This is a genomic window from Arthrospira sp. PCC 8006, from assembly GCF_046480465.1.
Classification (GTDB): domain Bacteria; phylum Cyanobacteriota; class Cyanobacteriia; order Cyanobacteriales; family Microcoleaceae; genus Limnospira; species Limnospira platensis.
Window position 1 is genome coordinate 1 of sequence record NZ_PKGG01000274.1, and the last position, 5,743, is coordinate 5,743.

General features: G+C 42.5%; 5 protein-coding genes and 1 pseudogene. 1 reads left to right on the forward strand and 5 read right to left on the reverse strand.

The features are described from left to right. Positions 1–124: pseudogene (locus B9T16_RS24780) on the forward strand (ISKra4 family transposase); the annotation flags it as partial. A gap of 78 nt (positions 125–202) precedes the next feature. On the opposite strand, the gene cynS reads toward B9T16_RS24780, so the two are convergent. From cynS to B9T16_RS24805, 5 genes are all read right to left on the reverse strand, one after another. Continuing rightward, complete coding sequence (gene cynS, locus B9T16_RS24785) at positions 203–643, reverse strand: cyanase (protein WP_006616532.1); 441 nt, start codon at positions 641–643, stop codon at positions 203–205. Positions 644–973: 330 nt separating this feature from the next. Continuing rightward, positions 974–1,405, reverse strand: a complete 432-nt coding sequence (locus B9T16_RS24790; RefSeq protein ID WP_006616531.1) for a DUF1348 family protein — start codon at positions 1,403–1,405, stop codon at positions 974–976. 10 nt (positions 1,406–1,415) lie between these two features. Continuing rightward, positions 1,416–2,285 (reverse strand): ABC transporter ATP-binding protein, encoded by an 870-nt coding sequence (locus tag B9T16_RS24795; protein WP_410246021.1) that lies wholly within the window; start codon positions 2,283–2,285, stop codon positions 1,416–1,418. Further along, positions 2,285–3,100: a nitrate ABC transporter permease gene (gene ntrB, locus B9T16_RS24800; RefSeq protein WP_006616529.1), complete on the reverse strand. Its 816-nt coding sequence runs from the start codon at positions 3,098–3,100 to the stop codon at positions 2,285–2,287. Before ntrB ends, B9T16_RS24795 begins: the two co-directional genes overlap by 1 nt. 144 nt (positions 3,101–3,244) lie before the next feature. Further along, entirely contained in the window at positions 3,245–4,849 is a 1,605-nt protein-coding gene (locus tag B9T16_RS24805) for a CmpA/NrtA family ABC transporter substrate-binding protein (RefSeq protein ID WP_014275517.1), read from the reverse strand. Positions 4,850–5,743: the final 894 nt, after the last annotated feature.

Here is a 5,743-nt window from a genome sequence, read left to right on the forward strand (position 1 = left end):
GGAGTCGTTGGTGACACACATTGGGATGAGGGTGAAGTTGCCGGGGGCACAATGGCGAAGGGAGAATGTGCCGAAGGTGTTGAGGCATCGCTGTGCCTACCTAAATGGCGCGTTAGCTGCTTAATCAGGGTAAGAGTAGATTTTTTCCCTGAGTAATTATACTCATCTCCTAATTGAGATGCACCCATCTATTTAATTAGTGCTACCACTTCTTATAAGGTAAGAACTTACCACACATAATCACCTGGACACGATCGCCCTTAGGATCTTCAACCTTTTCCACATCGAGGGTAAAATCGATCGCACTCATGATACCATCCCCAAACTTTTCATGGATTACCTCTTTTATAGGCATCCCATACACCTGCATGATTTCATAAAAACGATAAATCAGAGGATCAGAAGGAATAACAGGATCTAAAGAACCCTTGAGAGGAGGCACAGTCAACTCATCCGCCAACTCCGCAGGTAAACCCAAAGCCTCCACCAACTTTTTGGCTTCAGCCTCATCCGCACTCGCCTGACGATAAATCACTGACGCAATCCAAACCTCATCCCGTCCTAAAAGTTGCTCCAACTCAGTAAAACTAACACATCTTGCTTTCTTAGCAGCCAATAATTTTTCAGTAATAGGTGCAGTCATTTAAAATTCTCCTTATTTGTTGATTTTTTGATTGGTAAACATGGTAGTCCTAAATAACTTGTAATATTGAGTCCAGATAAATAGCAATAGTGGAAACCCCCAGAATTAGGAGATTTAGGGGGCAAAAACCCCGACTTTTGATATAACTGATTATCCAAACTTGTAAACCATTAGCCTTCATTGCCCCCTTGTTAAGGGAGGTAAGGGGAGATCTGATCTTACAATTCAAAAGGACTACCATAAATAAATTAATTGTTTTGTTGAGACTCCCCCCTTATTAAGAGGGTTGGGGGGGATCTAGCCCCAAATTTGCGGGGAACAGACAAGGATCTAATCCCTTTCCCAAAGGAACTTACGATCCGATTCAGCAATAGCCAGATCATTGATACTCGCAAATCGATATTGCATCAAACCATTTTCCGCAAATTCCCACATCTCATTACCATAGGCACGATACCACTGCTTAGATGAATCATGCCACTCATACTCAAACCGCACCGCAATGCGATCACCCGTAAAAGCCCATAGCTCCTTACGCAAACGATAATCCAACTCCGTTGCCCATTTACGATACAAAAAAGCCTTAATCTCCTTCCTACCAGACAAAAACTCATCACGATTGCGCCATTGAGAATCAACCGTATAAGCTAAAACAACCTTTTCAGGATCTCTGATATTCCAAGCATCCTCAGCCATCTTGACCTTTTGAGTCGCCGTCTCTAGGGTAAAAGGAGGAAAAGGGGGTTTAGATTCAGTTACCATAATCACCTTCCTAAGCCACCCTCGCTTCTTCCACGGCGCGAGTTTCTCGGTATAAATGTTCCTCCATCGCCACCTTCAAATCATGATAGGCGGGATGTTCTTCCACCTCAAGACGATTGCGAGGACGAGGAAAAGGCACATCCAACACCTGAGCAATACCGGCCGCAGGACCTTTGGTCATCATAATAATCTTATCAGACAGTAACAAAGCCTCATCAATACTGTGAGTAATCATGATTACAGTTTTGCGATGTTCTTCCCAAATTCGCTCGATTTCTTCCTGCAAAAAACCACGAGTTAGAGCATCTAGCGCCCCAAAAGGCTCATCCATCAGCAAAATATCAGGATTAATAGCCAAAGCTCTGGCTATCCCTACCCTTTGCCTCATACCCCCTGATAACTCATGGGGATGTTTTTTTGCCGCCCCTTCCAGGTTCACCATTTGTAAATGCTCTTTTACAATTCTTTTTAAATTGGTAGGAGACATTTTCGGGTAAACCGTCTCCAGGGCAAAGCGGATATTTTCCTCCACCGTCATCCAAGGCATGAGGGCATAATTTTKGAACACCATACCACGATCAGGCCCAGGCCCTGTGATGGGTTCTTTGTTCATCATTACCGAGCCTGTAGTTGCCGAGGTTAAACCAGCGATAATACTCAATAAASTAGATTTACCACAACCCGAAGGGCCAATGATACTGACAAAATTATTGTATTCAATATTGAGATTGATATTTTCAAGGGCGACAAAAGTTTTTTTCTTACTGCCAAATAAGCCATGCTTAGTAGAAAATACCTTTGATACTCCCCTTAAACATACCTGAACAGTATCTGGGGCTTCAAGATAAGTTAAATATTCTGGTTGATTAGATACAGTCATTATTTTTTACCGAAAGAAACAAGATTTTCAAGGAAGATAAAAATTTGGTCAAGTATTAAACCCACCAAACCGATGATGATAATGGCAACGATAATATTAGGTAAATATAGGTTATTCCATTCATTCCAGATGAAGTAACCTAACCCTGTGCCCAAAAGCATTTCTGCCGCCACGATTACCAACCAAGAAATACCCATACTGATTCTTAATCCCGAAATAATATTAGGTAGTGCCGCCGGAATAATTACCTTAAAAATAGTGCGCCAACGGGAAGCACCCAAAGTTCTCGCCACATCAAGATAATCGGAGTTAACATTACTAACCCCAAAAGCTGTATTGACAAGGGTAGGCCAAATACTACTGATTAAGATAATAAAAATACCTGTTTTTTCGGAATCTCGGAATAAATATAAACCCAAAGGCAACCAAGCCAAAGGAGAAACTGGTTTGAGTAACTGTACATAGGGGTTAAACGCTTTCGCAGCAATTTTAGAAATACCGATTAAAATGCCCAAGGGTACGGCAATCACCGAAGCCATAATATAACCGATTGCCACCCGTCGCAAACTAATCAATAAATTCCAACCAATACCCATATCATTAGGGCCATTATTGAAAAAAGGATTAGTCAACCACCACCACAACTCCTTAATAGTCACAGAAGCGGTAGGTACTCCTTGGGAAAATAGTTCCAGATTTGCCCCTATTTCCCACGATGAGAGAAAAATGCCGAGGGAAATAAGGAATATCCCCAGCGCTTTTATGTTTTCATTTTCTAAGAATTGTTTAAATTTATTGTCTTGAGTAATATTCATCTTTACTGCAATTAGTGTTCTCTTTCTTGCCAAAACAACAAGGCAAACTCTGCATTAGTTTTACCCCCCTATCCACAAAAAATTGTGGAATTGATAAGTAACTATTCATTACCCCCTTATTAAGGGGCTAGGGAGGATAAACTCCTAGAAGCCAAACTCATCAATTTGAGCCTGTATATAGCCTTCTGGATCTTGAGGGTTAAATTCATCCAAAGCCAGGGTTTCCGTGCGATAAATATCATCAGGGGGAGTTTGTCCTAATTCCTGAGCCAATTCCCTCGCTAAATCCGTTAAAAACACATCCTGCCCGATTTCGTCATAACTACCATCAGCGATCAATTGGGCTGCCCTACCATTTCCTGAAATATCCCAACGGACTAACTGAGACGTAATCCAGTTAGCAAAACTCTGCCAAGGATAGGGGTCAAAATCGATGCGATCGGGTACATTAAAACTATTACCCAAACCATCTTCAAAATTACCCGTTAATACGGCTTTAACCACCTCCACAGGTTGATTAAGGAAAGATCTACCAGAAATAGCCTCGGCAATTTCCTCCCTATTTCCTGACTCACTAGCGTAATCCGTTGCCTGAATAATTGCTTTATTCAAAGCTCGGAAAGTATTAGGATTATCGTTTATCCAAGTATCACTGGCTGCAAAAGCACAACAGGGATGACCATCCCAAAGATCTTTGGTAAGTTTATAAATAAACCCTGCCCCTTCAAAAACGGCTCTTTGGTTAAAAGGATCAGGCATCAAGAAACCATCAATATCTCCAGCAATTAGCTGGGCAATACTATCTGGGGGAGGTACAGAGCGAATGGTAACATCAGTATCGGGATTAATACCACCAGTGGCGAGATAATATCTGAGCAGTAAATTGTGCATTGAATAAGGGAAAGGTACACCCAAAACAAAGCCTCTAAAATCTTCTGGCTTATTGACATTACCCCGATGCTTGTCGGCGATGGTAATGGCTTGACCATTAATATTTTCAATACTAGCCAGTTTCACTCCAAAGGTAGCCGAGCCTAATCCTAAAGTCATGGCGATGGGCATGGGGGCTAACATATGATAAGCATCCAATTCCCCCGCAATGGCGGAATCTCTTATCGCTCCCCAGCTTGGCATTCTGACGTTCTGAGTATTTAGACCATGTTTTTGATAAAAGCCCAAAGGCTGAGACATAATAATGGGAGTTGCACAGGTAATGGGAATAAAGCCTACTCGTAAATCTGTTTTTTCCAAATCCGATACATCTGGGGGAGGATCATCAGGCTCAATTACCGTATCCCCACAAGCATTTACCAGGGTAACAAGGGCTGCACCGATGGCAATATTTTGTAAAAACTTACGGCGACTTACTTCCCCATTACGGATGGCATCCCCAAAAAACTGCCCAGATTTTGCTCCAAAGGCGGCAGAAAAGGCATTATCCAAACCTCCCGCTTGTTTTGCTAATTCCAAGACCAATTTTTCACGCTTGGGATTACCTTTACCCGCCATTTTCAAAAATAACTCTTTTCTTAGTTCGGCGGTACTCAGAGCATCGGCAATATCAAATGTTTGGGGTTTATATACTCCCATCTTGGTCAAGTCATTGATCATGTGCAAAGGATCACTGGGCATGGTTTCCATGAATTCCCAATGAGATTGACTTGGATGAAATTTACCACATTTAATACAAAGGTTTTCTACTCCTTTCCATTCATCTCGCTGAGATAAGACCGTCTTTGCGAATTTCATGATTATACATGTGAGTAGATAAACTGACCATGTGCATTAAACTGTTTTTCTCCGACATGAACTGTATCAATAGATACTTTTACCTGAAGTTTTTTCCCTTTTTTGCGCTCAACCATTTTATTTAACCAATATAAAATTGGCGCTGGTGCGTTGGCTGTTCGGCGGTGCGGGTGCTGGTTTGTTGTTAGTTGTCCAGTGTTTGTTGGCTCGTTGCCGGCTGGGCAGTTCGGGCGGGGCTTGCCGCTCTCTGTTTTGGCGCTGTAGTGGCTTGCGGGCGGGCGTTTGTTAGCTCGCTCGCTTTTTTTTTGCGGATAACAGGTTAGGCAATCCCCTTATTTAGGATAACCGCGGCAATTCTGTTTCCATAAAGTGCAACTTCTTGGTGCGAGACGTTTAGGAGTCAAATAAGGCGGCAATGCCTGAAACAACCTCCGAGTGGGACTTTCACCCCTTGGTCAAATATAAGGGACTCGTACCCTGACCATCCCATAACTGTTTATATGTCCCAACGTTTGGTATAGAAATATACAAAACAAGGCAGGGAACTCAAGGTCAAAACGCCAAACTGGAAATATTAATGATTCCTTAACAATTGCGTTGAGAGTAACGGCGATAGCCACCCCCAGTTTTGGGAATCATAACCCCAGGATTGAAGCGGGGAACGGAAGGCGTGAAGTAGAACCTACTACCAAATGCGACCACTGCCAACCATCCATGATTAGGGAAACTGAATGTCCGGCTTGAACCATCGTAATGATTTAGCAGCGAAACAGGTTGATACGCTGCGTTCAAAAGAGCAAGGGGAAAAGTAGGGTAATCATGACATCACCTACACAGACTTTTAAAAGTACCCCGGTTCTGAGGACAAATCTAAAGATGGAATGCCCGTATAAA